29 protein-coding genes are annotated in these 25,738 nt (G+C 33.1%); 28 read left to right on the top strand and 1 reads right to left on the bottom strand.

Going from position 1 to position 25,738, the window contains the following annotated elements; all coding sequences use genetic code 11:
- The first annotated feature begins 167 nt into the window (after positions 1 to 167).
- From CD111_RS01075 to rsmI, 9 genes are read left to right on the top strand one after another with little or no spacing between them, the layout of a single operon-like run.
- Complete coding sequence (locus tag CD111_RS01075) at positions 168 to 1,511, top strand: aminotransferase class I/II-fold pyridoxal phosphate-dependent enzyme (RefSeq protein ID WP_095089878.1); 1,344 nt, start codon at positions 168 to 170, stop codon at positions 1,509 to 1,511.
- Complete coding sequence (gene tmk / locus CD111_RS01080) at positions 1,512 to 2,132, top strand: dTMP kinase (protein WP_095089876.1); 621 nt, start codon at positions 1,512 to 1,514, stop codon at positions 2,130 to 2,132.
- 33 nt (positions 2,133 to 2,165) lie between these two features.
- Positions 2,166 to 2,495, top strand: coding sequence for a cyclic-di-AMP receptor (locus CD111_RS01085; RefSeq protein WP_095089875.1), 330 nt, complete (start codon positions 2,166 to 2,168; stop codon positions 2,493 to 2,495).
- Between the two features lie 51 nt (positions 2,496 to 2,546).
- The gene (locus CD111_RS01090; RefSeq protein WP_095089874.1) at positions 2,547 to 3,473 is read left to right on the top strand and encodes a hypothetical protein; all 927 of its coding nucleotides are present in this window, start codon (positions 2,547 to 2,549) and stop codon (positions 3,471 to 3,473) included.
- 4 nt (positions 3,474 to 3,477) lie between these two features.
- Positions 3,478 to 4,284, top strand: a complete 807-nt coding sequence (locus CD111_RS01095; protein ID WP_095089872.1) for a PSP1 domain-containing protein — start codon at positions 3,478 to 3,480, stop codon at positions 4,282 to 4,284.
- A gap of 14 nt (positions 4,285 to 4,298) precedes the next feature.
- On the top strand, positions 4,299 to 4,634 hold the full coding sequence (gene yabA / locus CD111_RS01100) for a DNA replication initiation control protein YabA (RefSeq protein WP_095089870.1): 336 nt from the start codon (positions 4,299 to 4,301) through the stop codon (positions 4,632 to 4,634).
- 47 nt (positions 4,635 to 4,681) lie between these two features.
- Positions 4,682 to 5,410 (top strand): tRNA1(Val) (adenine(37)-N6)-methyltransferase, encoded by a 729-nt coding sequence (locus tag CD111_RS01105; protein WP_095089868.1) that lies wholly within the window; start codon positions 4,682 to 4,684, stop codon positions 5,408 to 5,410.
- Positions 5,403 to 5,651: a GIY-YIG nuclease family protein gene (locus CD111_RS01110; RefSeq protein WP_095089866.1), complete on the top strand. Its 249-nt coding sequence runs from the start codon at positions 5,403 to 5,405 to the stop codon at positions 5,649 to 5,651. The genes CD111_RS01105 and CD111_RS01110 overlap by 8 nt, the downstream gene beginning before the upstream one ends.
- Position 5,652: 1 nt before the next feature.
- Positions 5,653 to 6,495, top strand: a complete 843-nt coding sequence (gene rsmI / locus CD111_RS01115; protein ID WP_095089864.1) for a 16S rRNA (cytidine(1402)-2'-O)-methyltransferase — start codon at positions 5,653 to 5,655, stop codon at positions 6,493 to 6,495.
- Between the two features lie 98 nt (positions 6,496 to 6,593).
- Here rsmI and CD111_RS01120 read toward each other — a convergent pair whose 3' ends face one another.
- Complete coding sequence (locus CD111_RS01120; protein WP_095089861.1) at positions 6,594 to 6,866, bottom strand: AbrB/MazE/SpoVT family DNA-binding domain-containing protein; 273 nt, start codon at positions 6,864 to 6,866, stop codon at positions 6,594 to 6,596.
- Positions 6,867 to 7,099: 233 nt separating this feature from the next.
- Between CD111_RS01120 and metG the strand changes: the two genes are divergently transcribed.
- The 19 genes from metG to CD111_RS01215 all read left to right on the top strand — a co-directional run bounded on the left by metG (position 7,100) and on the right by CD111_RS01215 (position 25,702).
- A complete protein-coding gene (metG, locus tag CD111_RS01125; RefSeq protein ID WP_095089859.1) occupies positions 7,100 to 9,085 on the top strand; it encodes a methionine--tRNA ligase in 1,986 nt (661 codons plus the stop codon).
- Between the two features lie 21 nt (positions 9,086 to 9,106).
- On the top strand, positions 9,107 to 9,871 hold the full coding sequence (locus CD111_RS01130; RefSeq protein ID WP_095089858.1) for a TatD family hydrolase: 765 nt from the start codon (positions 9,107 to 9,109) through the stop codon (positions 9,869 to 9,871).
- A 54-nt stretch (positions 9,872 to 9,925) separates the two neighbouring features.
- Positions 9,926 to 10,468: a ribonuclease M5 gene (gene rnmV / locus CD111_RS01135; RefSeq protein ID WP_095089857.1), complete on the top strand. Its 543-nt coding sequence runs from the start codon at positions 9,926 to 9,928 to the stop codon at positions 10,466 to 10,468.
- Between the two features lie 5 nt (positions 10,469 to 10,473).
- Positions 10,474 to 11,364, top strand: a complete 891-nt coding sequence (rsmA, locus tag CD111_RS01140; RefSeq protein WP_095089855.1) for a 16S rRNA (adenine(1518)-N(6)/adenine(1519)-N(6))-dimethyltransferase RsmA — start codon at positions 10,474 to 10,476, stop codon at positions 11,362 to 11,364.
- Between the two features lie 99 nt (positions 11,365 to 11,463).
- A complete protein-coding gene (gene veg, locus CD111_RS01145; RefSeq protein WP_095089853.1) occupies positions 11,464 to 11,727 on the top strand; it encodes a biofilm formation stimulator Veg in 264 nt (87 codons plus the stop codon).
- 148 nt (positions 11,728 to 11,875) lie between these two features.
- Entirely contained in the window at positions 11,876 to 12,724 is an 849-nt protein-coding gene (ispE, locus tag CD111_RS01150; RefSeq protein WP_095089851.1) for a 4-(cytidine 5'-diphospho)-2-C-methyl-D-erythritol kinase, read from the top strand.
- A 69-nt stretch (positions 12,725 to 12,793) separates the two neighbouring features.
- Complete coding sequence (gene purR / locus CD111_RS01155; RefSeq protein ID WP_095089849.1) at positions 12,794 to 13,618, top strand: pur operon repressor; 825 nt, start codon at positions 12,794 to 12,796, stop codon at positions 13,616 to 13,618.
- Between the two features lie 18 nt (positions 13,619 to 13,636).
- Positions 13,637 to 14,011, top strand: coding sequence for a RidA family protein (locus tag CD111_RS01160; RefSeq protein ID WP_095089847.1), 375 nt, complete (start codon positions 13,637 to 13,639; stop codon positions 14,009 to 14,011).
- 61 nt (positions 14,012 to 14,072) lie between these two features.
- The gene (spoVG, locus tag CD111_RS01165) at positions 14,073 to 14,405 is read left to right on the top strand and encodes a septation regulator SpoVG (RefSeq protein WP_095089845.1); all 333 of its coding nucleotides are present in this window, start codon (positions 14,073 to 14,075) and stop codon (positions 14,403 to 14,405) included.
- 132 nt (positions 14,406 to 14,537) lie between these two features.
- Complete coding sequence (glmU, locus tag CD111_RS01170; protein WP_095089843.1) at positions 14,538 to 15,896, top strand: bifunctional UDP-N-acetylglucosamine diphosphorylase/glucosamine-1-phosphate N-acetyltransferase GlmU; 1,359 nt, start codon at positions 14,538 to 14,540, stop codon at positions 15,894 to 15,896.
- 46 nt (positions 15,897 to 15,942) lie between these two features.
- The gene (locus CD111_RS01175) at positions 15,943 to 16,905 is read left to right on the top strand and encodes a ribose-phosphate diphosphokinase (RefSeq protein ID WP_095090185.1); all 963 of its coding nucleotides are present in this window, start codon (positions 15,943 to 15,945) and stop codon (positions 16,903 to 16,905) included.
- A 134-nt stretch (positions 16,906 to 17,039) separates the two neighbouring features.
- Positions 17,040 to 17,681 (top strand): 50S ribosomal protein L25/general stress protein Ctc, encoded by a 642-nt coding sequence (locus CD111_RS01180; RefSeq protein ID WP_095089841.1) that lies wholly within the window; start codon positions 17,040 to 17,042, stop codon positions 17,679 to 17,681.
- 144 nt (positions 17,682 to 17,825) lie between these two features.
- Positions 17,826 to 18,398 (top strand): aminoacyl-tRNA hydrolase, encoded by a 573-nt coding sequence (pth, locus tag CD111_RS01185; RefSeq protein WP_095089839.1) that lies wholly within the window; start codon positions 17,826 to 17,828, stop codon positions 18,396 to 18,398.
- Positions 18,395 to 21,904, top strand: a complete 3,510-nt coding sequence (gene mfd / locus CD111_RS01190) for a transcription-repair coupling factor (RefSeq protein WP_095089837.1) — start codon at positions 18,395 to 18,397, stop codon at positions 21,902 to 21,904. The genes pth and mfd overlap by 4 nt, the downstream gene beginning before the upstream one ends.
- Positions 21,873 to 23,399: a polysaccharide biosynthesis protein gene (locus CD111_RS01195; protein WP_229726527.1), complete on the top strand. Its 1,527-nt coding sequence runs from the start codon at positions 21,873 to 21,875 to the stop codon at positions 23,397 to 23,399. The genes mfd and CD111_RS01195 overlap by 32 nt, the downstream gene beginning before the upstream one ends.
- A gap of 6 nt (positions 23,400 to 23,405) precedes the next feature.
- Positions 23,406 to 24,572 (top strand): MazG nucleotide pyrophosphohydrolase domain-containing protein, encoded by a 1,167-nt coding sequence (locus CD111_RS01200; protein ID WP_095089835.1) that lies wholly within the window; start codon positions 23,406 to 23,408, stop codon positions 24,570 to 24,572.
- The gene (locus CD111_RS01205; protein ID WP_095089833.1) at positions 24,569 to 24,835 is read left to right on the top strand and encodes an RNA-binding S4 domain-containing protein; all 267 of its coding nucleotides are present in this window, start codon (positions 24,569 to 24,571) and stop codon (positions 24,833 to 24,835) included. The genes CD111_RS01200 and CD111_RS01205 overlap by 4 nt, the downstream gene beginning before the upstream one ends.
- A gap of 16 nt (positions 24,836 to 24,851) precedes the next feature.
- Complete coding sequence (locus CD111_RS01210) at positions 24,852 to 25,235, top strand: FtsB family cell division protein (protein ID WP_095089831.1); 384 nt, start codon at positions 24,852 to 24,854, stop codon at positions 25,233 to 25,235.
- A gap of 83 nt (positions 25,236 to 25,318) precedes the next feature.
- Positions 25,319 to 25,702 carry a S1 domain-containing RNA-binding protein gene (locus CD111_RS01215; RefSeq protein ID WP_095089829.1) on the top strand — a complete coding sequence of 128 codons (384 nt, stop codon included), beginning with the start codon at positions 25,319 to 25,321 and terminating at the stop codon, positions 25,700 to 25,702.
- Positions 25,703 to 25,738 lie beyond the last annotated feature (36 nt).

The raw sequence follows: 25,738 nt of genomic DNA on the forward strand, positions 1-25,738 counted from the left end.
GTTGGGCTTACGTTCCGCGAGAGTAGGACGTTGCCGGGCAAGTAATAAAAATGGATGCGATGAGCCGCACTCGAGACCTGTTAGGTCTCTTTTTTTTGGTTGTATTTAGACGTTTACATTTATCATTGTTATAATGAGGGAAAATCTTTAATTGAGGTACTTTAATTATGAGTTTAAACAAAAAACTTAAATCATTGAAAGCAAATCGTGCAATTTCATTACATGTCCCAGGTCATCACAATAATACAATTGGAAATTTAAAGGATTTAAATTTAGATATGGATATGACGGAAATAACGGGATTAGATGATTTGCATCAACCTGAAAGTTGTATAAAAACGAGTATGGAACAAATGGATAGGTACCCAGGGTATAGTGCGCAATATTTAGTGAATGGCACGACAGTAGGTATTTTATCTACTATTTATGCTGTAGCACATTTAGAAGGCGAGATATTGATACCTAGAAATGCACATAAATCTATATATAACGGTCTGAGTTTAACACAACAGAAGGCACGATGGATGGCTATGACAGTATCTTCAAAAACTAAAGAATATGATGGCGTTAAAGGTTTAGAGCAGTTAGATTTGTCTAAAGTAAAGTTGGCGATATTTACATATCCTAATTATTATGGAGAAACTTTTGAAATCGAAAAGTGTATCAAAATATTAAAAGAACATAACATACCAATATTAGTAGATGAAGCACATGGTGCACATTTTGGTATCAGTTCATATTTTCCAAAATCATCTTTAGAATATCAAGCAGATATCGTCGTTCAGTCTTATCATAAAACGTTGCCAGCTTTAACGATGGGATCTGTTATATACATAAAAAACACATTAGAATTCAAGCATATCATTCAAGAACATTTAAGTATGTTACAGTCTTCTAGTCCTTCTTACCTGATTATGAGTAGCTTAGAGTATGCGGAAGAATTTTATAAACAATATAATGATGAGAAGTTTCAGCTCAATAGAAATCTATTGATAAAATGTTTAGAAAGTAAAGGTTTTACAGTGGGAAGACTGACGGACCCTCTAAAATTAATTGTGTCACAAAGATGTTTATCTGGTTTTGCTGTACAAAATATATTCGAAGAGGCAAATATTTATGTAGAGCTTAGTAATCATGACTTCGTATTGCTTGTTCTGCCACTTTGGGATATATCAGACCACTTTCCGTTTGATGAGTTGCTACAAAGAATTCAAAATTTTAATTTAAATATAAAAGAAGTGAAGAGCTATACAGAAACAATTGAGTTGCCAACTGACTCAATTGAATGTTCAATTGGAAAATTGAATAATCTTGTAACAATACCAATAGAACAGGCAATCGGAAGCGTGTCTGGTACTAATATCATACCTTATCCACCAGGTATACCTGTCATCCTAAAAGGTGAACTTATAACTAAAGAGGTTGCAGATTCTCTTTTACAATGGATAGAAAGTGGTGGTAGAGTGGAAGGTATAATAAATAAGCAAATAAAGGTAAAGGGTGAAGAATGAATGGGTCAATTTATATCATTCGAAGGTCCTGAAGGATCGGGTAAAACAACTGTCTTAAAAGAATTATATGAACGATTAAATACGAGTTACGATGTGATTATGACGAGAGAACCCGGTGGTATTAAGATTAGTGAATCAATCCGGGCACTTCTGTTGGACAGTGATGACGAAATGGATGAAAGAACTGAAGCATTACTATTTGCTGCTGCTAGGAGACAACATTTAGTTGAGAAAATTTTACCACAGCTAAATAAAGGTGGTATAGTGCTTTGTGATAGATTTGTTGATAGTTCATTAAGTTATCAAGGTTACGCTCGTGAAATTGGGGTAGAAGAAGTGAAAGCAATTAATGAATTTGCAATTGAAAGTGTTTATCCTGATTTAACACTGTACTTTGATGTACCAGCAGAAGTTGGTTTAAATAGAATAAAAGATAATAATAGAGATTCAAATAGGCTAGATAAAGAAAAGATTGAATTTCATCATAAAGTATCCGAAGGTTACAAACAATTAATTGCTGAGTACCCTGAAAGAATTAAAGTTATTGATGCGACCCAGTCTTTAGAAAGTGTAATAGAAGACGCATATCAAGTGATTGTAAATTTCTTAAATCAAGTATAAAATATGATATAATAATTGGAGAGGTGTTTTATTATGAAAATGGTTATAGCGATTGTCCAAGACCAAGATAGTCAAAATTTATCTGAAGCGCTAATCGAAAAAGATTTCAGAGCTACAAAACTCGCAACAACAGGCGGATTTTTAAGAGCAGGTAACACAACTTTCTTATGTGGTGTTAAAGATGAACGTGTAGACGAATTATTACGTGTAATAGATGGAACATGTGGTAATCGTGAACAACTCGTCTCACCTATTACACCAATGGGAGGCAGTGCAGATTCATATATACCGTATCCAGTTGAAGTAGAGGTTGGAGGCGCAACAGTCTTTGTGATGCCAATCGAAAAATTCCATCAATTTTAGAAGTGATGAGCTGCCATTAGTGCAGCTTTTTTATTGCAAGGAGCGTGCATAATGCAATTAACAAAAGAAATCGATCATTTACTGAATGCTGATCAGTTATCACATGCGTATTTATTCGAAGGGGATAATATGTTTGAAATGAAATCTACAGCAATGTATTTTGCTGAACGTATTTTATGCCAAAATGAAAGTACGTGCAAAGTAAAAGTTCAGACATTCAACCATCCTGATTTTGTATATGTTCAATCAGAAGAAACGACTATAAAGAAACAACAAATAGAAGAATTATTAAGAAAAATGAATCAAAAACCAATAGAAAGTCAATATAAAGTTTACATTATTGAAGCTTTTGATAAACTAACAGTACAGGGTGAAAATAGTATTTTGAAATTTTTAGAAGAACCACCACCAAATACAATTGCCCTGTTACTTACAACTAAGAAAGATCAAATATTACCAACCATACATTCAAGATGTCAGCTTGTTCATTTTAAACCTTCATCAAAGGAAGCATATATCCAAGAATTAGAAGCCTCGGATGTTTCGTCTGCGATTGCTCATACGTTGAGTTTTGTTACATCTGATAAGGAAGAAGCACTCACTTTAATAGAAGAACAATCCTACATTCAAATTAGGAAGTCAGTAACGAAATTAGCTAACTTAATGATAAATGATCAGCAAAAGGCTATGATATATTTGATTGAATGCATAAAAATTGCTAATTCACGCCCTTTACAGCAATTATTTTTAAATAGTTTAAATGCGTATTTTCAAGATTTATTGCATGCAAAAGTAGAATTAGATGTCACAAAAGCATATCCGGATTTGGAAACACAAATTGCGGAGATGTCGACAAAACTCACTTTAGATAATATCTCTAATTATATACAAGTAATAACTGAGGCGAATCGTAAATTAGCACAAAATGTTAATGCAACATTAGTACTCGAACAAATGGTTATAAACGGGAAGAGGTGATTAAATGTATGAAATCATAGGTGTTCAATTTCAAGAAGCTGGAAAAAAAGAATACTTCTCACCAAATGGGATTCGTTTCAAAGAAAATGATTTAGTAGTTGTTGAATCAAAACGTGGTATGGAGTTAGGTAGAGTTAAATTAACAAATAGACACGTTGGAAAAGATGATGTTGTATTACCTTTAAAAGAGGTTCTAAGACTCGCTACAGACGATGATATAGAAAAGTATCAGTCTAATTTAAACGATGCTGAGGAAGCGTTAAACCTTTGTAAGGAAATGGTAGCAGCACATGAGTTGAATATGCGCCTAGTAAATTGCGAATATACATTAGACAAAAGCAAAGTAATCTTTAATTTTACTGCAGATGATAGAATTGACTTCAGAAATTTAGTGAAATCATTAGCATATGAGTTAAAGACACGAATAGAATTAAGACAAATAGGTGTAAGAGATGAAGCTAAATTATTAGGAGGAATAGGTCCATGTGGTCGTTCCTTATGCTGCTCTACATTTTTAGGTGATTTTGAACCAGTTTCAATTAAAATGGCGAAAGATCAAAACTTATCTTTAAACCCATCCAAAATTTCTGGGGCATGTGGTCGTTTAATGTGTTGCTTGAAATATGAGAATGATTACTATGAAGAAGTAAGAAATGAGTTGCCGGATGTTGGAACAGCAGTCGTTACACCTGAAGGAGACGGAAAAGTTGTAGGACTGAACATTTTAGATGTGACAATGCAAATTAAAGTTAAAGGTTTCGAACAACTTTTTGATTATAAACTAGATGAATTACTTGAAGTCCATTCATAAGGGAGGATTTTATTGTGAATAGGGACGAGTTGTTTGATACAATAATGACTTTAGAAAATGAAATTAAACAAATTAATATTCATATGGAAAAATTAAAAAATCAAGCTGTCGAACTAGTTGAAGATAATGTGGCGCTTCAAATGGAGAATGAAAGTTTGAAAAGAGTAGTAGAATCAGAAGAAGTAGATAGCCAGAAAAAACCTAACAAAAAAGTAAGGCCATTACAAAGTAGAGATAATTTTGCGATGTTATATCATGAAGGTTTTCATATTTGTCGTGGTGAGCTATTTGGTAAACATAGACAAGGACAAGATTGTTTGTTCTGTTTAGAGGTGCTTAATAGAGAATAATTCAGTCAGGCATGTTATATGCCTGATTTTTTAAATGAGGTGAATTAATGTTAAATGATGGTGAGAGATTAGACCAACTTATCAGAGAAGGATATGAAATCATACAAAATGATGAAGTATTTTCGTTTTCAACTGATGCATTGTTACTAGGACATTTTGTAAATACTAGAAATAAAGATAAGGTAATGGATTTGTGTACAGGAAATGGGATTATTCCATTGTTATTGTCACATAAATCACAATCGGAAATCCAAGGTATAGAGATACAAGAAGCATTAGTCAACATGGCTCAAAGAACAATCACACATAATCAGCTTGATCAACAAATCTCAGTGAACTTGTTAGATTTAAAACAGGTAGCACACAAATTTGAACCTTCAACATTTGATGTTGTGACGGTTAATCCACCCTATTTTAAAGAAAATCAACAAATGAAACATCAGAAAGAAGCACATAAGATTGCGAGACATGAAATATATTGTACACTTGAAGATGTAGTACGTGCGAGTAAACATTTACTTAAACAAGGTGGTAAATTAATGATGGTTCATAGGGCGGAAAGATTGATGGACGTCTTAAGTACATTTAGAATGTTTAATATTGAGCCTAAACGTTTAAGAATGGTGTATAGCACGCCTGCAAAAAATGAAGCTGTCACAATATTAGTAGAAGGTAGAAGTGGTGGTCAAGCTGGATTGAAAATTGAAAAACCATTTTACATTTATAATGAGCAAGGTGACTACTCTAATGAAATGAAGGAAGTCTATTATGGGTAACCACTATACATATATTTTAGAATGTAAAGATCAAACGCTATATACTGGTTACACAACAGATTTAGAAAGAAGAATTAAGATGCATAATGAAGGTAAAGGTGCTAAATATACTAAAATAAGACGACCTGTAAAGCTTGTTTACCATGAAGTATATGATAATAAGTCCGACGCCTTAAAACGAGAGTATGCAATGAAACAATTGAGTCGAGCAAAAAAGCTCGCACTTATAAAGGAGGGGTAATATGTCTATATTATATTTAGTTGGTACGCCAATTGGCAATCTTGAAGATATAACATATCGAGCAGTAAGAATATTGACAGAAGCGGATTATATATTTTGTGAAGATACACGTGTTACAGCTAAATTATGCCAACATTATAGTATAAATACGCCTTTGAAGTCTTACCACGAACATAATAAAGATAAAGCTTCTAAACAAATATTGGAATTACTAGATACTGATAAGACGGTTGCTTTAGTTTCGGATGCAGGTTGTCCATGTATTAGTGATCCTGGCTATGAATTAGTCAATCAAGCTCGAGATAAAGAAATACGTGTAGAAACAATACCGGGACCTAACGCTGCAATTACAGCGCTTATGACGAGTGGTTTACCTTCTTATAAATTTGTGTTTTTAGGTTTTTTACCTAGGCAGGCAAAAGAAAAACATGATGTACTAGATAAATGGATGCAAAGAGAATCTACCGTCATGATTTATGAATCGCCATACAGAGTTAAACAAACTGTAAAAGCAATAAGTGAAATAGATTCAAATAGGAAAATATCACTAGGTAGAGAGCTAACAAAAAAATTCGAGCAAGTTGTAACTGAAGAATCAACAATCATTGAACAAATGCTTGAGAGTGAAGAAATTCCTCAAAAAGGGGAGTTTGTGATATTGATACAAGGTCAGGACGAAAGTTTGCAAGATACAACATGGTGGGAAGAGATGAATTTAAAAGAACATGTTGAATTCTATGTTGAAAATCATGAAATGCGATCAAAAGATGCAATTAAACAAGTATCTATAGATAGAAAAATGAAAAAAAGAGATGTATACGAAGCTTTTCATATACAAGAGTAAAAAAAGACACCTAACTAAAAAATCATACTGATTTTTTAGAGGTGCCTTGATTTTTATATAAAGCTAAATACATTAGTTTTAGATTCGACTATTTATATTTAAGACTTTTTTTCAATTTCTGAAACTAGTTGTTTAGCGCCTTCTTTACTTAGCACGATTTTACCATCAGCTAATACAAAGTTATCTTCTGAAACATCACCAGTAACTTGACAAGTCATAGTTGGAGAATATTTCTTTAGAATAATTTTGTCATCGTCAGTATAAATTTCTAGAGCATCTTTTTCAGCGATATCTAAAAGACGTCGTAATTCGATAGGGATTACAACGCGACCTAGTTCATCTACTTTACGTACAATTCCAGTTGATTTCATCTCTTTACCTCCGTATAATATATCCATAATTATCTAATTCGACATTCATTCGACAATTACATATTTAGAATACTAATACTTTTTGAAGAAATTGTCAATAAGAAAATATGTTGCATGCATTTAATTTTTTAATTTTCAGAAATCACCAAGAGTTATTACCATATTAAGGTAATATTGAAAAAAACCTTAATTTTAGGTATATTATATAGATAAGATATTAGGAGGAAACGCCGATGACGAAAGAGACTTTTTACATTACGACACCGATTTATTATCCTAGCGGGAATTTACATATAGGTCACGCGTATACAACGGTTGCTGGTGATGTAATTGCTAGATATAAGAGATTGCAAGGTTATGACGTTCATTATTTAACAGGTACAGATGAACATGGTCAAAAGATACAAGAAAAGGCTAAAGAAGCGGGTCTTTCTGAAATAGAATATTTAGACGGTATCATTAACAGTATACAGGCACTATGGAAAAAATTAGATATTTCAAATGATGATTTTATACGTACGACAGAAAATCGACATAAAATTGTTGTCGAAAAAGTTTTCGAAAGATTATTAGCCCAAGGTGATATTTATTTAGGAGAATATGAAGGATGGTATTCAATTCCTGACGAAACTTATTACACTGAAACGCAATTAGTAGATCCAGTCTATGAAGGCGACAAAATTGTCGGAGGAAAAAGTCCGGATTCTGGTCATGATGTCGAATTAGTTAAAGAAGAAAGTTATTTCTTTAAATTAGATAAATATGCAGATAGATTATTAAAATTCTTCGATGAAAATCCAGAGTTTATCTTACCTATTTCACGTAAAAATGAAATGATTAATAACTTTATTAAACCAGGCTTAGAAGATTTAGCTATTTCAAGAACAACATTTGATTGGGGTATTCAAGTGCCATCAAATCCTAAGCATGTTGTTTATGTATGGATAGATGCACTTGTGAACTATATTTCTGCTTTAGGATATTTATCAGATGATGATGAATTATTCAAGAAATATTGGCCAGCAGATGTTCATTTAATGGCTAAAGAAATCGTACGTTTCCATTCTATTATTTGGCCGATATTATTAATGGCGTTGGATTTACCGTTACCTAAACGTGAGTTCGCACATGGTTGGATACTTATGAAAGATGGGAAAATGAGTAAATCTAAAGGTAATGTAGTTGATCCGAATGTATTAATTGATAAATACGGATTAGATGCTACTAGATACTATTTAATGAGAGAGTTACCATTTGGTGCAGATGGTGTGTTTACGCCAGAAGCATTCGTTGACCGTACAAATTATGATTTAGCAAATGACTTAGGAAACTTAGTTAATCGTACGATAGCAATGATCAATAAATACTTTGGTGGTGTACTTCCTAAATATAAAGGTAAATTACACCCGTTAGATGAAGAAATTGAACAAATGGCAATCGACACGAAAGATAAATTCTATGCTGCAATGGAAAACATGCAGTTTTCAGTTGCCTTATCTGAAATATGGAAGTTAATAAGTCGTACGAACAAATATATTGATGAAACAACGCCATGGGTACTTGCTAAAGATGAAAATGAACGTGAAATGCTAGAAAATGTAATGATTCATTTAGTTGAAAACATTAGATTTGCAGCAGTGTTGTTACGTCCATTCTTAACTAATGCGCCTTATGAAATATTCCGCCAATTGAACTTAGAAAAAGGCGAATTAGACACATTTGAAAGCATTGAAACTTATGGTGCAATTGATAAAGATGTTAAAGTGATTGAAAAACCAGAACCAATATTCCCTAGACTCGATGTTGAGGAAGAAGTAGCTTTTATTAAAAACTCAATGCAAGGTGGCACTTCAGCTGATTCAGAAGAACAAGAAGCGGAAGTACCGGCGGGTAAACCTGAAATCACAATAGACCAATTTGATAAAGTAGAAATCAAAGCTGCGACAGTAATTGGTGCTGACTATGTTAAGAAATCTGATAAATTATTGAAAATCAAGGTCGATTTAGGTACTGAAAAACGACAAATTGTTTCTGGTATAGCTGCGTTTTACAAACCAGAAGATATTGTAGGCAAAAAAGTTGCAGTTGTTACGAACTTGAAGCCAGTAAAATTACGTGGTGAAATGTCTGAGGGCATGATTCTATCTGCAGAAAAAGATGGAACACTAACATTAGTAGGTTTACCAAATGCAATTCAAAATGGTTCTACAATTAAGTAACGATTAGAACGGAGGATATGAATGCTAATAGATACACATGTACATTTAAATGCTGATCAATACGATGATGATTTACAAGAGGTTATAGATAGAGCGTTAGAAGAAGGTATAGACAGAATGTTTGTCGTTGGTTTCGATACAAAAACAATTGAAAGAACGATGAAACTTATAGATCAATATGATTTTATTTATGGAATCATAGGATGGCATCCTGTTGACGCAATTGATTGTACAAATGAACGACTAGAATGGATAGAGAAGTTGTCAGCACATCCCAAAATCATTGGGATAGGTGAAATGGGCTTAGACTATCATTGGGATAAATCGCCAAAGGACGTTCAAAAGGAAGTATTTAGAAAGCAAATTGCATTGGCCAAACGTGTTCAATTGCCTATTATAATCCATAATAGAGAGGCAACCCAAGACTGCGTAGACATCTTAAGAGAAGAAGATGCAAGTGAAGTTGGTGGTATTATGCATAGTTTTAGTGGTTCCCCAGAGATTGCAGATGAAATATTAAAAATGAATTTCTATGTTTCATTAGGTGGACCAGTTACTTTTAAAAATGCAAAACAGCCTAAAGAAGTTGCGAAACACGTACCAATTGATCGTTTACTAGTTGAAACGGATGCACCATTTTTATCTCCTCATCCATATAGAGGTAAGAGAAATGAGCCTGCCCGTGTTAAATTAGTAGCTGAAGAAATTGCAGAATTAAGAGGTATGACCTACGAAGAGGTTTGTAAAGTCACTACTGAAAATGCAGAAAGATTATTTAAAATATAACAATAAGATGCCCCGAAACGATTGTTTTGGGGCATCTTTAAAGAAGGTAATAAGATGAAAATAAATGAATTTGTCGTAGTTGAAGGTAGAGATGATACTGTAAATGTAAAGCGTGCTGTAGATTGCGACACAATAGAAACAAATGGCTCTGCAATAACGAAAGAAACGCTGGAAGTGATTAAACAAGCTCATGAAAAACGTGGAGCAATCGTATTAACTGACCCAGATTTCCCGGGTGATAAAATTCGAAATACAATAAAACAATATATACCTACTATTAAACATGCATTTATACCGAGGGATAAAGCAAAAAACAAAAAAGGCAAAATAGGTGTTGAACATGCAAGTATTGAGGTAGTTAAAGAAGCATTAACGAATGTAAGCTCTCCTTTAGAAGCAGATATTGAGACAATTAATAAAGCAGTGTTAATTGATTTAGGGTTGATAATTGGACCTGAGGCAAGACAGAGAAGAAAAGTGCTTTGTAATAAATTGAATATCGGCCATTCAAATGGCAAACAACTATTAAATAAATTGAACGCTTTCGGTTATACTGAAAAAGATGTAAAAGAAGCGCTTGGATATAAAGAGGAGTGACATACATGAACGATAAAGATATTGCGACACCTAAAAGAACAAAAGCGTTGTTAGATCAATATGGATTTAAATTCAAAAAAAGTTTAGGTCAAAATTTCTTAATTGATACGAATATTATACAAAATATTATTTCTGCTAGTGATATAGATGAAAATACAGGAGTTATAGAAGTTGGACCGGGTATGGGATCTTTAACTGAACAGTTAGCTCGTTCAGCAAAAAAAGTTTTAGCATTTGAGATTGACCAGAGACTTATTCCTGTTCTGGAAGATACATTGAGTCCATATTCTAATGTACAAGTAGTAAATGAGGATATATTAAAGGCAAATGTAAAAGAAGAGATTGATAAACACCTTCAAGATTGTGACAAAATAATGCTTGTGGCAAATTTACCTTATTATATAACGACACCAATACTCATGAATCTATTAGAAAACAACTTGCCAATTGATGGATATGTAGTCATGATGCAAAAAGAAGTAGGCGAACGTCTTAATGCACAGGTAGGTAGTAAAAGTTATGGATCGCTTTCTATCGCATGCCAATATTATACTGAGACGGAACGTGTTTTAGTGGTCCCTAAGACGGTCTTTATGCCACCACCAAATGTTGATTCGATTGTTATAAAACTAACTAAACGTAAAGAACCAATAGTCGTAGTTGATGATGAGAAACTATTTTTTAAATTAACAAGAGGTGCTTTTCAACAACGCAGAAAAACGATTTTAAATAATTATATTAGTACAATTATCGAGGGCAAAATGCATAAGGAAGAAATTTTGGAGTGGTTAACGACGTCTAATATAGACCCTAAACGACGTGGGGAGACACTAACAATACAAGAATATGCACAACTTTGTAACAACTTGAAAAAATACCCGAATTTATCTGTATAAATATATTGACAATGCCTTCTCTAATTGATAAAATTTAAATTTTATTTGACAAAACCCCGTTGTAATAGTATAATTTTATACATAGCGAGGTGGGTCAATATGCCGAAGACTTTAGTAGACATTAAAAAAATATTAGATTGTCAATTAGGAAATCGCATTGTACTTAAAGCCAATGGAGGACGTAAGAAATTAATTGAGCGAAGTGGTGTGCTTAAAGAAACGTATCCTTCAGTGTTCGTGGTTGAATTAGATCAAGATAAACATAATTTTGAACGTGTATCTTATACATACACTGATGTACTAACTGAAAATGTTCAAGTAGCATTTATGAATGAACATAAAGAAATATTTGTTGTTCAATAAACATTAGCAATTTAATAAAAAACTCTACGCGATATGACTGTGATATGGCGTAGAGTTTTTTTATTGTGAAAAATTAAAATAAAGCTAATACTTTCTGTCTTTTATTTGTGGTAAAATCATAATAATAAGTTTTAGAGAGGGCAAGTATATGATTTATGAGACAGCACCAGCAAAAATTAATTTAACATTAGATACTTTATTTAAACGTGAAGATGGTTATCATGAAGTTGAAATGATTATGACTACTGTTGATTTAAATGATCGTTTAACATTTGAAAGTCGTAAAGATGGAAAAATCGTTATTAATGTAGAACATAATTTCGTACCAAGCGACCAAAGGAATTTAGCATATAAAGCAGCAAAGTTAATGAAAGATAAGTACCAAATCAAAGAAGGCGTTACAATCTCACTTGAAAAAAGCATACCTATTGCAGCCGGATTAGCAGGTGGTTCAAGTGATGCAGCGGCAACATTTAGAGGCTTGAATCAATTGTGGGAGATAAACGATACACTTGAGAATTTAAGTTCATTGGCAGCTGAGATTGGATCAGATATATCATTTTGTATATATGGTAAGACAGCGCTTTGTAAAGGTAGAGGAGAAGTATTGACACATCTACCAAAACCACCATCAGCATGGGTTGTCATTGCTAAACCAGACATCGGTGTGTCTACGCCAGAAATCTATGGTGCTTTGAACTTAAATAATAGACATCATATTCCAACAGAAGACTGTCAACGTGCATTAAATGATGGTGATTATGAATTGCTATGTAAATCTCTTGGAAACAGTTTGGAAGATGTAACGATGGGCTTGTACCCAGAAGTTGCAAAATTAAAAAACACTATGAAAAATAGCGGCGTAGATGCAACGCTAATGAGTGGAAGTGGTCCGACGGTATACGGATTAGTTCAGAAAGAAAGACAAGCTAAACAAGTGTACAATGCACTAATGGGTTGTTGTAATGAAGTGTTTGTCGTGAGGTTGCTTGGGTAACTTTGTAGAAACCGTACGATTATAGTATAATTGTGCTTAAAATACGGTATAGAGATTGGGGTTTTATAAATGAGGTTTAAACGAAGTGAAAGAATCGTTTATATGACACAATATTTATTGAAGCATCCGAATGAGTTAGTGCCATTAACTTATTTTGTAAATCATTTTGGTCAGGCTAAGTCATCAATAAGTGAAGATATACAAATCATTAAAGAGACTTTTCAAGCAGAAAGATTAGGTATTATAGAGACTACTGCAGGAGCAAGTGGTGGCGTTACTTATAGGCCAAAGATGTATAGGGAAGAAGCGGTTGAATTAATAGAACATTTGTGTGGATTATTAAAAGAAAAAGAAAGACTACTACCGGGCGGTTATTTGTTTATGTCAGATTTAGTAGGGAATCCAAAACTATTAAATCAAGTTGGAGAATTAATTGCAACGATGTACATGGACGAAGAACTCGATGCGATAGTTACGATAGCAACAAAAGGTATTTCATTGGCAAATGCAGTTGCGAAAGTATTGAATTTACCGGTAGTCGTTATTAGAAAAGATAACAAAGTAACAGAAGGATCAACTGTATCAATCAATTACGTCTCAGGTTCTTCACGAAAAATAGAAACAATGGTACTGTCAAAGCGAACTTTATCAGAGTATTCTAATGTTTTAATTGTTGATGATTTCATGAGAGCAGGCGGTTCAATTAACGGTGTAATCAATTTGATGAATGAGTTTAAAGCTACTGTAAAAGGGGTATCTGTATTAGTAGAATCGAAAGAAGTTAAACATCGATTGATTGAAGACTATACATCTTTAGTTAGATTATCTGACGTAGACGAATACAATCAACAATTTTCAGTAGAAGAAGGTAATTGTTTAAAAAGGTTTAATTAAGAGGAGAGGGTTATCATCATGAAAAGTATTAATGCAACAAATGCTCCAGAAGCACTAGGTCCATATTGTCACGCTGTAGTAGTAGATAGTTTAGTATTTACTTCGGGACAAATACCATTAAATCAAAAAGGCGAAATCGTATCAGAAGACGTGAAAGTACAAACTGAACAAGTATTAGAAAATTTGAAAGTTGTACTTGAAGAAAGTGGTGCTTCACTAAAAGATGTCGTAAAATCTATGATTTTTATTAAAGATATGAATGATTTCCAAGATATTAATTCTGTTTATGGGAAATATTTCAATGAACACTTGCCTGCTAGAAGTTGTGTAGAAGTTGCTCGGTTACCTAAAGATGTAAAAGTGGAAATTGAAATGATTGCTAAAATACAATAATTTACTTCAATTAATTTGATGCTGCTACTTTTAAAAAGAGAAAACAGGGGGCACACAAATCATGAATGTAACAGATGTGAGATTAAGAAAGATTCAGACAGACGGAAGAATGAAAGCTTTAGTTTCTATAACTTTGGACAATGCTTTTGTTATCCATGATTTAAGAGTAATTGAAGGAAATTCTGGATTATTTGTCGCAATGCCAAGTAAACGAACTCCTGATGGTGAATTTAGAGATATTGCTCATCCAATTAATTCTGAAATGAGACAAGAAATACAAGAAGCAGTTATGAAAGTTTATGAGGAAACTGATGAAGTTATCATTCCGAAATCTGCTCAAGAAAATTCAGAAACTACTTCTGAAGATGAATCTGAAAATCAAAATGAAGAATAATAGATTTAACGATACGGAATGCCGTATCGTTATTTTTTATGGAAATAAAAGGACGATAGGAACTCTTTCTTGATACTTGTGCGTACATTAAATTATAATAAGATTAAAGTGTCTATAAATGGAGGTATTATCATGCAAAAACATGCAGTCATATTAGCTGCTGGTAAAGGAACGAGGATGAAGTCTAAACTTTACAAAGTATTGCATCCTGTTGCTGGTCAAGCTATGGTTCAACATGTTATTGATAGCGTTAGAAATGCTGGTGTTGAAACAGTTGTTACTGTCGTGGGTCACGGCGCTGAAAAAGTACAAGAAACAATAGGTGATGCATCGCAGTTTGTACATCAACAAGAACAATTAGGTACAGCTCATGCAGTGAAAACTGCTAAAGATATACTGAGTAACAAAGAAGGTACAACACTTGTAGTCTGTGGTGATACACCGTTAATTAGTGAAGAAACAATTCAATCTTTAATATCATTCCATGAATCGGAAAAAGCAGCTGCAACGGTTTTATCAGCTGAATTAACTCATCCATATGGATATGGCAGAATTATTAGAGATGAAGTGAATGAAGTTTCAGCAATAGTTGAACAAAAAGATGCAACGAAAGAACAAAGTGAAGTTAAAGAAATAAGTTCAGGTATTTTTGCATTTGATAATAAGAAATTATTTGAAACTTTAGAAGAAGTGAAAAATGATAATGCTCAAGGTGAATATTATTTACCTGATGTTATTCATTTATTGAAACAAAAACAAGAAAAAGTATCAGCATACATAACTGATGATGTTGATGAAATTATGGGTGTAAATGATAGAGTTCAACTTGCACAAGCTGAACAAAAGATGAAAGAACGTATAAACTTAAAACATATGATAAATGGTGTTTCAATTATAGATCCCGCGACAACTTATATTGGAAAAAATGTCGTGATTGGCGAGGATACGGTAATTGAGCCTGGAACAAGATTAATGGGCCAAACGATTATTGGAAAAAATGTTACAATAGGAATGAATTCTGACATTAAAAATAGTACAATTGAAGATGACGCAACAATTAAACAATCAGTCATTACAGATTCATTCGTAGGGAAAGCATCTGCAGTTGGTCCATTTGCCCAACTTAGACCTGGATCTGAACTTGGTGAAGAAACTAAGATTGGTAATTTTGTAGAAGTTAAGAAAGCAGTATTAAAGAATGGTGCAAAAGTATCGCATCTCAGTTATATCGGTGATGCCGAAGTTGGTGAAAGAACAAATATTGGTTGCGGCTCGATAACTGTCAACTACGATGGAATGAATAAATTCCGAACTGTAATAGGAGATGATGCATTTATTGGTTGTAATTCAAATTTAGTTGCGCCAATTGAAATTGGAGATGGTGCGTTCGTAGCTGCGGGTTCAACAATTACAAATAATGTACCTGATGAAAGCTTAGCACTGGGTCGTGCTAGACAAACAACAAAAGAAGGATACTATAAATCGAAATAAAAGGAGCCGTCAAAAAATGAATCAAAATGATATCGGGGGAACAAAAATGTTGAACAATGAATATAAAAACTCTTCATTAAAGATTTTTTCGCTAGAAGGTAACCAACCTTTAGCACAAGAAGTTGCGAATTTAGTGGGTATTCCATTAGGTAAATCTACAGTAAAACGTTTTGCAGATGGAGAAGTACAAATCAACATTGAAGAAAGTATCCGTGGTTGTGATGTTTTTATTATCCAACCTACATCAAATCCGGTAAATGAACACTTGATGGAGTTATTGATTATGATTGATGCTTGTAAACGTGCATCAGCAGCAAATATTAATATTGTGATGCCTTATTATGGTTACGCAAGACAAGACCGTAAAGCTAGAAGTCGTGAACCAATTACAGCTAAGCTTGTAGCAAACATTATTGAAAAAGCTGGAGCAAGTAGAATGATTGCTTTAGATTTACATGCACCACAAATTCAAGGTTTCTTTGATATTCCGATTGATCATTTAATGGGTGTACCAATTTTATCTAATTACTTTTTAGAAAAAGGATTAGACCCAGATACAACAGTAGTAGTTTCACCAGACCATGGCGGCGTTACAAGAGCGCGTAAAATGGCTGATCGATTAAAAACACCAATTGCTATTATTGATAAGCGTAGACCAAAACCAAATGTTGCAGAAGTAATGAATATTGTTGGGGATATTGATGGTAAGACAGCAATCATTATCGATGACATCATTGATACAGCTGGTACAATCACTTTAGCAGCAGATGCATTAGTGAAAAAAGGTGCTAAAGAAGTGTATGCATGTTGTACACACCCAGTATTATCAGGTCCTGCACGTGAAAGAATTGAAAATTCACAAATAAAAGAATTAGTTGTGACAAATTCAATCCAATTACCTGAAGATAGAAAACCGTCAAATGTTAAAGAACTTTCAGTCGGTGAATTATTAGCACAAGCTATAGTACGTGTATATGAACAAGAATCAGTTAGTGTGCTATTTGATTAATATAAAACTTTAGTGTATAATAACAAACGGTTCATTTTTAAATGAACTAAATAACCACTTACAAGCAATATATATTATATTGATGGGTAAGTGTAGGAGCGCATAATGCGCGAGTATGAAAGGTGGAAAAGATAATGGCTTCATTAAAGTCAGTTATCCGTCAAGGTAAACAAACACGTTCTAGTTTACGTAAACTTAGAGCAACAGGTGTAATTCCTGCAGTAGTATATGGTTACGGTGCAAAAAATACATCTGTAAAAGTTGATGAAATTGAATTCATCAAAACAATCCGTGAAGTTGGTCGTAACGGTGTAATCGAATTAGCAGTTGGTTCTAAATCAATTAAAGTTATGGTTTCAGATTACCAATATGATTCACTTAAAAACCAAATCACGCATGTTGACTTCTTAGCAATCAACATGAAAGAAGAGTTGACTGTTGATGTACCAGTAGTATTAGTTGGTGAATCAGTTGGCGCTTCAGAAGGTGGAGTGGTTCAACAACCATTATTCAACTTACAAGTAACAACTACTCCAGATGCAATTCCTGAAAATATCGAAGTTGATATTACAGAATTAGCAATCGGTGACAGTTACTTAGTTGGTGATTTAGATGCAACTGATAAATATGCTATTGAAAACGACAAAGAAGAAGCAGTCGTAACAGTTGTACCACCAACAGAAGAACCTGCAGAAGATGCTGAAGAAGTAGCAGCTGAAGAAGCTGATGCAGTAGCAGAAGAAGAAGAATCAGAAGAGAAAAAAGAAGAAGAATAATTTTTCCTTCTTAACCCAACACAATCGTGTTGGGTTTTTTTGTATGAATGGATAGAAAAGCACAATGAATTTAATGTATATAACTAATAAATGTATACTAAAAATGCTATAATATACACTTAGTATTAATATGGAGGTTACAACATGAAATGTATTGTTGGGCTTGGAAATATAGGTAAGAAATACGATAGAACACGTCATAATATAGGGTTTGAAGTTGTAGATGAATTGATAGATCGTCATCAATTACAACTTGATAAACAGAAGTTTAAAGGTGCTTATACAATTGGACTTATAAACGGAGAAAAGGTTATGTTAATTGAACCGATGACGTTTATGAATCTTTCAGGTGAAGCAGTACGACCATTAATGGATTATTATAATGTGGACATAGAAGATTTAATAGTACTATACGATGATATGGACCAACCACAAGGTCATTTAAGGTTACGTCAGAAAGGAAGTGCTGGTGGGCACAATGGAATGAAGTCTTTAATTCAACATTTAGGAACAGATCGATTCAATAGAATTAGAATTGGTATCGATAGACCAACGAATGGCATGAGTGTTCCGAGCTACGTTCTTCAAAAGTTTTCGGAAGATGAAATGATCACGATGAAAAAGGTGATAGAACGTGCGGCTGATGCTTGTGAAGATTTAATTAAAGGCGAAACTTTTCCAAATGTTATGAACCAGTACAACGGTGAAACTAAATGAGACATGTTATTCATGACATTATCCAAGAGGACGAAAGATTTCAAGATTTAGAACGTATTTTTGGTGATAAGAATATATTAATAACAGGTTTGAACCAATCAAGTAAGGCATTATTAATACTTGAGCAATATTTGAAACATGATAAACAATTAGTTATTGTTACTAATAACTTATATCAAGCAGATAAGATAGAGTCAGACATCCTTCAATTATTACCAGCTGACGAAGTGTTTAAATTCCCAGTGCAAGATATTATGATTGAAGCATTTTCGACACAAAGCCCAGACTTAATGAGTGAGAGAATTCGAACGTTGACACAACTCGCTCAGAATAAGAAAGGGTTATTTATCGTGCCAATAAATGGGTTAAAAAAACAACTAACACCAAAATCAATTTGGCAAGATCATTATAAATCTATAAAGATTGGTGACGATATTGAATTAGAAGATTGGTCTAAGCAACTTGTGGATATGGGTTATAAACGAGAAACAGTTGTTTCTGCTATAGGTGAATTCTCCATTCGAGGGGGATTAATTGATATATATCCAGTAACAGGAGACCCGGTACGAATTGAGCTTTTTGATACAGAAGTTGATGGGATGAGAGTGTTTGATGTAGAAACACAACGTTCTTTAGAAAATATCGAACAAGTTGAAATTACAACTGCAAGTGATTATATCTTTACGAGTGAACAAATTAATCAATTAGAAGCACAAATGGCATCATCATATGAAAAAACACGCCTAAAATTACCGACAGAAATTCGACCTGATTTAAAAGAAACATATCAAAATATACTCATGCAAAGTGATGAATTAAAAGATCATCAAATATTGAGAAGAGTTATAGCATTTATGTACGACAAAGTTGAAACACTAGTTGATTATTTAGCTGATGATGCACTAATAGTCGTGGATGAATACAATAGAATTAAAGAAACTGAAAACGCACTTGATGTTGAAATTGAGGAATTTACACAATCACTCATTGAATCAGGTCAAGGATTTATAGGTCAACGATTTATTTCAGAAACAGCTTTCACTGATTTATTAAATCAACATAAAGTTGCATATTTTACATTGTTCACTGCGAATATGCCTGTTGAAATAGAGGAGATGGTCAAATTCTCATGTAAACCTGTTCAAAGGTTTTATGGTCAGTATGATATTATGCAATCTGAATTTGATCGATTTATGAATCAAGGATTTACAGTAGTGCTACTTGCAGAATCTGAAACAAGAAAGACTAGAATTCAAAGTATGTTAAGTGACATGAAAATTCCAACTGTAATTGATAGAGTGGACCAAGTAGCTGATCGAGGTCAAGCAATTGTGACAAGTGGGGCATTGTCTGAAGGCTTTGAATTACCATATATGAAACTCGTTGTTGTGACGGAAAAAGAGTTGTTTAAAGCGAGAGAACGTAAACAATCTAAAAGAAGCAGAAAGCTTTCTAATGCTGAAAAAATCAAGTCCTATCAAGAGTTGAACATTGGAGACTATGTTGTACATGTTCATCATGGTGTAGGTAAATATTTAGGTGTTGAAACGTTAGAAGTTTCTGGTATTCATAAAGATTATATAAAAATTCAATATAAAGGTACGGATCAGTTATTTGTACCAGTAGATCAAATGAATGATGTACAAAAATTCGTTGGTTCAGATGATAAAGAACCTAAGTTAAATAAACTTGGGGGAACTGAATGGAAAAAAACAAAAGCAAAAGTTCAAAAAAATGTCGAAGATATTGCGGATGAATTATTAAAGCTTTATCAAGAACGTGAACAAGTTGTAGGTTATCAGTTTGGTCCAGATACAGAAGAACAAATGACTTTTGAAATGGACTTCCCTTATGAACCAACACCTGACCAAGTTACTTCATTAGAAGAAATCAAAGGTGACATGGAAAAAAGTAAACCGATGGATAGATTGCTATGTGGTGATGTTGGGTACGGGAAGACTGAGGTTGCTATTAGAGCGGCTTTTAAAGCTGTATCAGAAGGTAAACAAGTTGCTATCTTAGTTCCAACTACAATATTAGCACAGCAACATTTTGAAACATTTACTGAACGTATGCAAGAGTATCCAGTTGAAATTCAAATGATGAGTCGTTTTAGAACACCGAAACAAATTAAAGAAACGAAGGAAGGTTTGAAGTCTGGATTTGTAGATATAGTAGTAGGCACGCATAAATTATTGAGTAAGGATGTAGTGTATAAAGATTTGGGATTACTTGTTGTTGACGAAGAACAACGTTTTGGTGTTAAGCACAAAGAGAGAATTAAAGCATTAAAGACAAATGTAGATGTATTAACTTTAACTGCGACACCTATTCCAAGAACACTTCATATGAGTTTGTTAGGTGTAAGAGATTTATCTGTTATTGAAACGCCTCCTGAAAATAGATTTCCAGTACAGACCTATGTATTAGAACAAAATATGAGTTTTGTGAAAGAAGCTTTAGAAAGAGAGTTATCTAGAGGTGGTCAAGCTTTCTATCTATATAATAGAGTTCAATCTATTTATCAAAAAAGTGAGCAACTTTCAATGCTTATGCCAAATGCAAGAATTGGCGTAGCACATGGACAAATGTCAGAACGTGAATTAGAAGAAACGATGTTAGGGTTTGTAGATGGTGAATACGATATTCTTGTGACGACTACAATTATTGAAACAGGTGTAGATGTACCGAATGCAAATACGCTTATTATTGAGGATGCCAATAGATTTGGGCTAAGTCAGCTTTATCAGTTGCGAGGAAGAGTGGGGCGTTCAAGTCGTATAGGATATGCTTATTTCTTACATGAACAAAATAAAGTATTAACAGAAGTTGCTGAACAAAGACTTCAAGCGATTAAAGAATTTACCGAACTAGGATCGGGCTTTAAAATTGCGATGCGTGACTTGAATATAAGAGGTGCGGGTAACTTACTTGGTAGTCAACAATCAGGATTTATTGATTCAGTAGGGTATGACCTATATTCTCAAATGTTAGAAGAGGCAGTAAATGAAAAACGAGGTCTAGAGCCAGAGTCTGAAGTTCCTCAATTAGAAGTAGATATTAAATTGGATGCATATATCCCTGCTGAGTACATTAGAAATGAACAAGCAAAAATCGAAATGTATAAAAAATTAAGAGGAATTTCTGCAATTACACAGTTGGAAGATATTCAAGATGAATTAATTGATCGTTTTGGGGAATATCCAGTCGAGGTAGAAAGGTTATTAGATATAGTAAGAATTAGATTAAATGGTATCCAGTTTGGTATAACTGAAATCAAAGAAGTAGCACGTGTCATTCAATTGACAGCTTCTGAATATACAACAAACAATTTGAAAGGTGACGTACTATTTAAGGTAACAGAACCTTTAGGAAGAAAACTTAAAATTGCAGTACAAAATAAACAAATGACTTTTCAATTACAGAAAACAAAACAATGGTTAGATGACTTGAAGTTCTTAACTGAAGTTATCAATGAAAGTTTGGTTGATGATGACACAATCTAAAAGCACGTTCAATAGTGTATTATTGCTTTCTGGAACAATGGTCATTGTAAAAATTTTAAGTGCAATATATAGAGTGCCTTACCAAAATGTACTTGGTGATGAAGGTCTGTATGCATATCAACAAGTTTATCCATTAGTTGCTATTGTTAGTGTTGTAAGTTTAAATGCACTTCCAAGTGTGATGAGTAGTTGGATGATAAATCGTAATCAAGATACAATCGCCGCACTGTTTTGGTGGTTACAGAGTATTTGTTTATCGGTAAGTATTATTTTATTTTTGTGTTCACATACAATAAGTGAACTTATGGGTGATGCGCAATTAGCTCCGATGATGCGCATGGCAAGTATTGCCTTAATTCCGCTTGTATTTATATCTATGACGCGTGGATATTATCAAATGAAGCATCAAATGAATACAATTGCGGTCTCTCAAGTAATAGACCAAGTATTGCGCGTTGTCGTGATCTTGATTGCTATATTTCTGTATGTGATTATGAATATTTCAATATATCAAGCTGGAACAATTGCTATTAGTGGATCTATTATTGGATTGAGTTGTGTTGTCATATACTTCTTAACAAAAAGTAAGCCACAATGGACATTAACCTTTGAAATAAGTGTTAAAGATGTTAAGAATGTGATGACCATGACGTTTTTATATGCCATTTCGTATTTAATTTTAATATTGTGGCAAGTAGTAGATTCTTTTACACTTATCCATTTGTTGCAAGACACTGGATATAATTTTCAAGAAAGTATTAAAGTTAAAGGGATATTTGATAGAGGAGCATCACTTATACAGATGGGATTAATCGTTACAACTACATTTAGTTTTGTGCTTATCCCATTACTAACAGAACAATTACAGAAGAAAAACCTTAAACTAGCAAATGAATATGCGAACACCTCTTTAAAGATAACCGTATTATTTAGTATGGCTGCTTCTATTGGGCTTATAAATTTGTTGCCAATATTAAATACGGTATTTTTCAAGACGAATGAACTTGTAGGAACGCTTAGTATATTTATGCTCTCGGTCATATTTGTGACGTTCATTATTATGTACACTGCGTTACTTCAAGTTAAAGCAAAACGTAAAATATTGTTTTTAGCATTGGTAGTAGGTCTTGCTTTAAAACTATTATGTAATTATATATTTGTTATAAAATTCGGCATATTAGGTGCAAGTATTTCGACTGTATTTTCACTGTCGATTTATACTTTAGTGCTACATTTAGCTGTTATTAAACAATATGATTTTCGAAATATGGGGAAATTCATTTTTAAAATCGTCATAACTTTAGCTGTTATGAGTTTATTTGTTCAATTAGTATTATTAATTCCAGCAAATTCGAGAGTGACAAGCCTAATTGTATTAGTTTTTGCGGGTATTATTGGCGTAATTGTCGTGGTGACGGGTATAATTAAACTAAAGATATTGAAAAACGAAGAAATGAAACATTTACCGCTAATGGATAAAATAATAAAGGAGTAACTTTAAATGGCTCAACAAATTACAGTTGTTGGCCTAGGGAATTTTAGTTTAGAAGAACTGCCCCTAGGTATATATAGAATGCTACAATCTGCGAATAAAGTTTATGCACGAACATTAGATCATCCAGTTATCGCTGAATTAACAGAGATTAACTGGGAAGGTTTAGATTATGTTTATGAAAAACACGATGATTTTATAAATGTATATAAAGAAATAGTGGATACATTAGTTCATTATTCTGATCAAGAAGATATTATTTATGCTGTTCCTGGAGATCCTATGGTTGCCGAAACGACTACGCAATTATTATTAGAATCAGGAAAAAATGTTAAAATATTAGGCGGTAAAAGTTTTCTTGATGATATGTTTAGGGCAATTAATATCGATCCCAATGATGGATTTACACTATTGGATGGTACAAGTTTGCATGAGTCACATCTTAATATAAGAACGAACACAATCATTACGCAAGTTTATGATCAAATGGTGGCATCAGATATCAAGATAACATTGATGGAGCGTTATCCAGATGAACACGAAGTAAGTATCGTTACAAATGCGAGACTTGGTGAAGCGGATGTTAAAACTTGTCCACTTTATGAAATGGATCACCATATTGAAGTGTCAAACTTAACAAGTGTTTATGTTCCAAAAATCTTAAATGAACAAGAAATATATGGGGATTTTCAGTATTTGGAAGAAACAATAGATACGCTTGTATCTGAGGATGGATGTCCTTGGGATAAAGTGCAAACGCATGAATCACTTAAACGTTATCTTATTGAAGAAACTTTTGAATTGATAGAAGCAATAGATGAAGAAGACATTGACCATATGATAGAAGAGTTGGGTGATGTTTTACTGCAGGTAATGTTGCATAGCGCTATAGGTAAAAAAGATGGATATTTTGATGCGAGAGAAGTTATTGAAAGTATTACGCGCAAAATGATCAGAAGACATCCACACGTATTTAGTGATGAAGAAGCAAATAATATAGACGATTTAAATCAAATTTGGCAAAAAGAAAAACTAAAAGAAGGAAAAGTAAATAAAGAAAAATTAGAAAAAATATTTGCTGATTACTTTTTGAAGTTGTATGATAAAACGAAATTAGACGGTCTAAATGAACAAGAGCTGAAAAATTATATTAATAGAGGGGATTTAAAACTGTGAGATTAGATAAATATTTGAAAGTATCGCGCCTAATTAAACGTCGCACTCTAGCTAAAGAAGTGAGTGATCAAGGCAGAGTTAAAATAAATGGCATAGCAGCTAAAGCAAGTACAAATGTGAATGTAGAAGACGAGTTAGAAATTAGACTTGGTAATCGTATAATAGTAGTGAAAGTAACAGGATTATCTGAACATGCCAATAAAGAGAATGCGAAATCGATGTTCGATGTAGTTAAAGAAGAAAGAATTCAAGATTCTATTTAAATAAGGAGGTACGATTATGGCGCAAAAAATAAAAAAATTAGACAATGAATTTACCCAGTCTCAAAACAAGAAGAAAAAAACAGTCAGTAAGACGCGCCAAGTAGTACGTAAGAGGTTAACCTTATTTGGTGGTATATTGGTCATTATTGTAATTGTGATGTTAATCATGTTGTTTATGCAGAAAAATAGAAACGAAGAATTAGCAAAAGAACGAAAAGAAAAAGCATTAACTTATGAACAATTACAAGATAAAGAAATAGATCTTAAAGAACAAATTAAACGTTTGAACGATAAAGAATATATAGAAAAACTTGCAAGAAGTGAATATTTCTTGAGTAATGACGGGGAAATTATATTCAAATTACCAGAAGACAAAAAACAATCAGAAAATAATAAATAATCATTATATGGCGTTGTATATTTTACTATAGAAGCATATAATAAGGTTAAAGTGAATTTATATCAGGAGGATACAGTAATAATATGTCAATTGAAGTAGGTAATAAAGTCAAAGGGAAAGTTACAGGTATTAAGAATTTTGGTGCGTTCGTTGAGTTACCTGAAGGGAAAAGTGGACTAGTTCATATCAGTGAAGTTGCTGATAATTATGTTGAGAATGTTAATGATCATTTAACAGTGGGCGATGAAGTAGAAGTTAAAGTATTAACTGTTGCAGATGACGGTAAAATTAGCTTATCTATAAAAAAAGCTAAAGAACGTCCGAAACGTCAAGCACCAAAGAAAGAGCCAAAGCCTGAGGACTTTGAAAAGAAATTATCAAACTTTCTAAAAGATAGTGAAGATAAGATGACATCTATTAAGAGACAAACTGAATCACGTCGTGGTGGTAAAGGCGCAAGACGATAATTGATTATAATTTAAAGAGGCTAATTTATTGAGCCT

Source organism: Mammaliicoccus stepanovicii (genome assembly GCF_002902525.1).
Classification (GTDB): domain Bacteria; phylum Bacillota; class Bacilli; order Staphylococcales; family Staphylococcaceae; genus Mammaliicoccus; species Mammaliicoccus stepanovicii.

Bases quoted from the DNA above. Each gene is read 5' to 3' on its own strand.
- CD111_RS01075 (WP_095089878.1), top strand. From the start codon at position 168: ATGAGTTTAAACAAAAAACTTAAATCATTGAAAGCAAATCGTGCAATT.
- tmk (WP_095089876.1), top strand. From the start codon at position 1,512: ATGGGTCAATTTATATCATTCGAAGGTCCTGAAGGATCGGGTAAAACA.
- CD111_RS01085 (WP_095089875.1), top strand. From the start codon at position 2,166: ATGAAAATGGTTATAGCGATTGTCCAAGACCAAGATAGTCAAAATTTA.
- CD111_RS01090 (WP_095089874.1), top strand. From the start codon at position 2,547: ATGCAATTAACAAAAGAAATCGATCATTTACTGAATGCTGATCAGTTA.
- CD111_RS01095 (WP_095089872.1), top strand. From the start codon at position 3,478: ATGTATGAAATCATAGGTGTTCAATTTCAAGAAGCTGGAAAAAAAGAA.
- CD111_RS01105 (WP_095089868.1), top strand. From the start codon at position 4,682: ATGTTAAATGATGGTGAGAGATTAGACCAACTTATCAGAGAAGGATAT.
- CD111_RS01110 (WP_095089866.1), top strand. From the start codon at position 5,403: ATGGGTAACCACTATACATATATTTTAGAATGTAAAGATCAAACGCTA.
- rsmI (WP_095089864.1), top strand. From the start codon at position 5,653: ATGTCTATATTATATTTAGTTGGTACGCCAATTGGCAATCTTGAAGAT.
- CD111_RS01120 (WP_095089861.1), bottom strand. From the start codon at position 6,866: ATGAAATCAACTGGAATTGTACGTAAAGTAGATGAACTAGGTCGCGTT.
- metG (WP_095089859.1), top strand. From the start codon at position 7,100: ATGACGAAAGAGACTTTTTACATTACGACACCGATTTATTATCCTAGC.
- CD111_RS01130 (WP_095089858.1), top strand. From the start codon at position 9,107: ATGCTAATAGATACACATGTACATTTAAATGCTGATCAATACGATGAT.
- rnmV (WP_095089857.1), top strand. From the start codon at position 9,926: ATGAAAATAAATGAATTTGTCGTAGTTGAAGGTAGAGATGATACTGTA.
- rsmA (WP_095089855.1), top strand. From the start codon at position 10,474: ATGAACGATAAAGATATTGCGACACCTAAAAGAACAAAAGCGTTGTTA.
- veg (WP_095089853.1), top strand. From the start codon at position 11,464: ATGCCGAAGACTTTAGTAGACATTAAAAAAATATTAGATTGTCAATTA.
- ispE (WP_095089851.1), top strand. From the start codon at position 11,876: ATGATTTATGAGACAGCACCAGCAAAAATTAATTTAACATTAGATACT.
- purR (WP_095089849.1), top strand. From the start codon at position 12,794: ATGAGGTTTAAACGAAGTGAAAGAATCGTTTATATGACACAATATTTA.
- CD111_RS01160 (WP_095089847.1), top strand. From the start codon at position 13,637: ATGAAAAGTATTAATGCAACAAATGCTCCAGAAGCACTAGGTCCATAT.
- spoVG (WP_095089845.1), top strand. From the start codon at position 14,073: ATGAATGTAACAGATGTGAGATTAAGAAAGATTCAGACAGACGGAAGA.
- glmU (WP_095089843.1), top strand. From the start codon at position 14,538: ATGCAAAAACATGCAGTCATATTAGCTGCTGGTAAAGGAACGAGGATG.
- CD111_RS01175 (WP_095090185.1), top strand. From the start codon at position 15,943: ATGTTGAACAATGAATATAAAAACTCTTCATTAAAGATTTTTTCGCTA.
- CD111_RS01180 (WP_095089841.1), top strand. From the start codon at position 17,040: ATGGCTTCATTAAAGTCAGTTATCCGTCAAGGTAAACAAACACGTTCT.
- pth (WP_095089839.1), top strand. From the start codon at position 17,826: ATGAAATGTATTGTTGGGCTTGGAAATATAGGTAAGAAATACGATAGA.
- mfd (WP_095089837.1), top strand. From the start codon at position 18,395: ATGAGACATGTTATTCATGACATTATCCAAGAGGACGAAAGATTTCAA.
- CD111_RS01195 (WP_229726527.1), top strand. From the start codon at position 21,873: ATGAAAGTTTGGTTGATGATGACACAATCTAAAAGCACGTTCAATAGT.
- CD111_RS01200 (WP_095089835.1), top strand. From the start codon at position 23,406: ATGGCTCAACAAATTACAGTTGTTGGCCTAGGGAATTTTAGTTTAGAA.
- CD111_RS01210 (WP_095089831.1), top strand. From the start codon at position 24,852: ATGGCGCAAAAAATAAAAAAATTAGACAATGAATTTACCCAGTCTCAA.
- CD111_RS01215 (WP_095089829.1), top strand. From the start codon at position 25,319: ATGTCAATTGAAGTAGGTAATAAAGTCAAAGGGAAAGTTACAGGTATT.